The sequence below is a fragment of the Streptomyces capoamus genome (assembly GCF_014654935.1).
Taxonomy (GTDB): domain Bacteria; phylum Actinomycetota; class Actinomycetes; order Streptomycetales; family Streptomycetaceae; genus Streptomyces; species Streptomyces capoamus.
In genome coordinates this window covers 120,678-122,823 of record NZ_BNBF01000007.1, presented here as the reverse complement: position 1 = coordinate 122,823, position 2,146 = coordinate 120,678, and the positions used below count along the sequence as shown (strand labels likewise).

The window sequence follows — 2,146 nt, the reverse complement described above, 5'->3', positions numbered from 1 at the left end:
TAGCGGGGACAGGATTTGAACCTGCGACCTCTGGGTTATGAGCCCAGCGAGCTACCGAGCTGCTCCACCCCGCGTCGGTGAACACGACACTACGTGACGCCGGCGCCGGGATGCAAATCGCTTCCCGCGCGCTCAGGCCGACAGCTCCTCCCGCAGCGCGTCCCGCAGCCGTCCCGCCCGCTCGGCCACCTCCGGCGGTCCCAGCGCCACCGCCCGGTCGGCCCAGCGCTGCCCCTCCGCCAGCTCGCCGCGACGCGCGTAGACAAGGGCCAGCCGCAGCGCCGCCCGACCGTGACCGGCGTCCGCGGCCCGCGTCCACCACACCGCCGCCTCCGGCTCGCTGCCCTCGCGGGCCAGCAGCAGCCCCAGGTTGAAGGCGCCGTTGCGCGAGCCGGCCTCGGCCGCCGCCCGGTACCACCGCGCCGCCTCCACCACGTCGCCCCGGGCCGCCGCGAGCATGCCGACCCGGACCTGCGCCCGGCGGTGCCCCTGGGCCGCGGCACGCTCGTACCACTCCTCGCACTCGGTCTTCTCCTGCACGGTCTCGCCCAGCTCGTGCGCGGGCTCCGGCGGCCGGCGCGCGTCGAGCAGGGCGGCCAGCCGGTACGCGCCCTCGGCGCTGCCGCCGCCCGCCGCACAACGCAGGTGCCGCTCGGCCTCCGGCTCGTCGCCGTCGCGCAGCCGGGCGATGCCGACCTGCAGCGCCGCCTCGGCGTGTCCGGCGGCCGCCGCCCGCTCGTACCAGCGCAGTGCCGCCCCCTCCTCGCCGCGCCCGGCGTAGAGGATGCCGAGGTTGAACGCGGCGTCCACGCTGCCGGCCTCGGCGGCCTTGGAGAACCACGGCTCGGCCCCGGTGGTGTCGCCGCCCTGGAGCAGCAGGATGGCCAGCGCGTTCGCGGCCTCCCGGTGCCCGGCGTAGGCGGCCCGCCGGTACCACTGCTCGGCCTGGGCGGTGCGGCCCTGCTCGGCGCAGAGCAGCCCGAGGTTGTAGGCGCCGTTGTCGTCACCGGCGTCGAGCGCGGCCCGGTACCAGCGCTCGGCGGTCTGGGTCTCGCCGCGCTCGGCGTGCAGCGCGCCCAGCGCGTTGGCCGCGTTGCCGTCGCCCTCCTGGGCGGCGCGCAGCCACCACACGGCCGCGCTCTCGCTGTCGCCGGCGTCGCGCAGCAGGAAGCCCAGCGCGCAGGCGGCCCGCGGCTCGCCGTCCTTGGCGGAGGTCAGGTACCAGCGGCCGGCCTCCTTCAGCTCGCCGCGCCTCTCCAGGATCGCCCCGAGGTGCAGCGCGGCCCGCCGGTGGCCGCGCGCGGCGGCCTGCCGGTACCACTGCTCGGCCTCCGCGACAGCGTTGTCGCCGGCGGTCTCCTCCCCCGGTCCGGCCGTCCGGTCCAGGGCGCGCGCCAGCCGGTAGGCGGCCTCCCGGTGCCCGCGCTCGGCGGCGGCGCGCATCCAGTGCTCGGCGGCGACGTCCCCGCGGTGCTCCAGCAGGTCGGCGAGGGCGTAGGCGCCCAGGACGTGCCCCTGCTCGGCGGACTGGCGCAGCCAGTACTCGGCGGCCGGCTCGTCCCCGCGCTCGCGGTGGTGGCGGCCCAGCGCGTGCGCGGCGGCGGCGGAACCGGCCACGGCCGCGATCCGCCACCAGCCGGCCGCCTCCTCCGGGTAGCCGCGCTGGTGCAGCAGCACGCCCAGGTTGTTGGCGGCGGCCCGGTCACCGGCCGCGGTGGCCGCGCGCAGGTGGGGTTCGGCTCCGTCGAGGTCGCCGCGGCGCAGCAGCATGGCTCCGAGGACGCTCGCCGCCTCGGCGTCGCCGCTCTGCGCGGCGAGCGCGAGGCGCATCTCCTCCTCGGCGGCCTCCCCCAGGTCCACCATCTCGTCGCGGGCCGGCTCCGTACCGGCAGGCTGCACAAATCGCCCTGACTCGAACAGAGTTGCCTTGTCCCCCATAACGTCCATCGTCGCACCACCTGCAACCTGGGTACACCCGGTATACCGCAGCCCGTGAGGTCACTTCAGCGTTTTGTCGACATGCCCACAGGGAGACAAGTCAAACACACACCACCCGACTACCCACGACGGCGCGGCCGTCCCCTCCCGGCGTACATGAGTTCGCACACCACGAAGGCCCGGATCCTTTTTGGATCCGGGCCTTCGA

The 2,146-nt window shown here is 76.1% G+C and carries 1 protein-coding gene and 1 tRNA gene; both read right to left on the bottom strand.

Going from position 1 to position 2,146, the window contains the following annotated elements; translation table 11 throughout:
* Positions 1–74 (bottom strand) — tRNA-Met (locus IE312_RS13570).
* 58 nt (positions 75–132) lie between these two features.
* Positions 133–1,947, bottom strand: coding sequence for a tetratricopeptide repeat protein (locus tag IE312_RS13565; RefSeq protein ID WP_189981484.1), 1,815 nt, complete (start codon positions 1,945–1,947; stop codon positions 133–135).
* Positions 1,948–2,146 lie beyond the last annotated feature (199 nt).

Excerpts from the sequence above, each read along its gene's own strand:
- IE312_RS13565 (WP_189981484.1), bottom strand. The coding sequence starts at position 1,947 with ATGGACGTTATGGGGGACAAGGCAACTCTGTTCGAGTCAGGGCGATTT.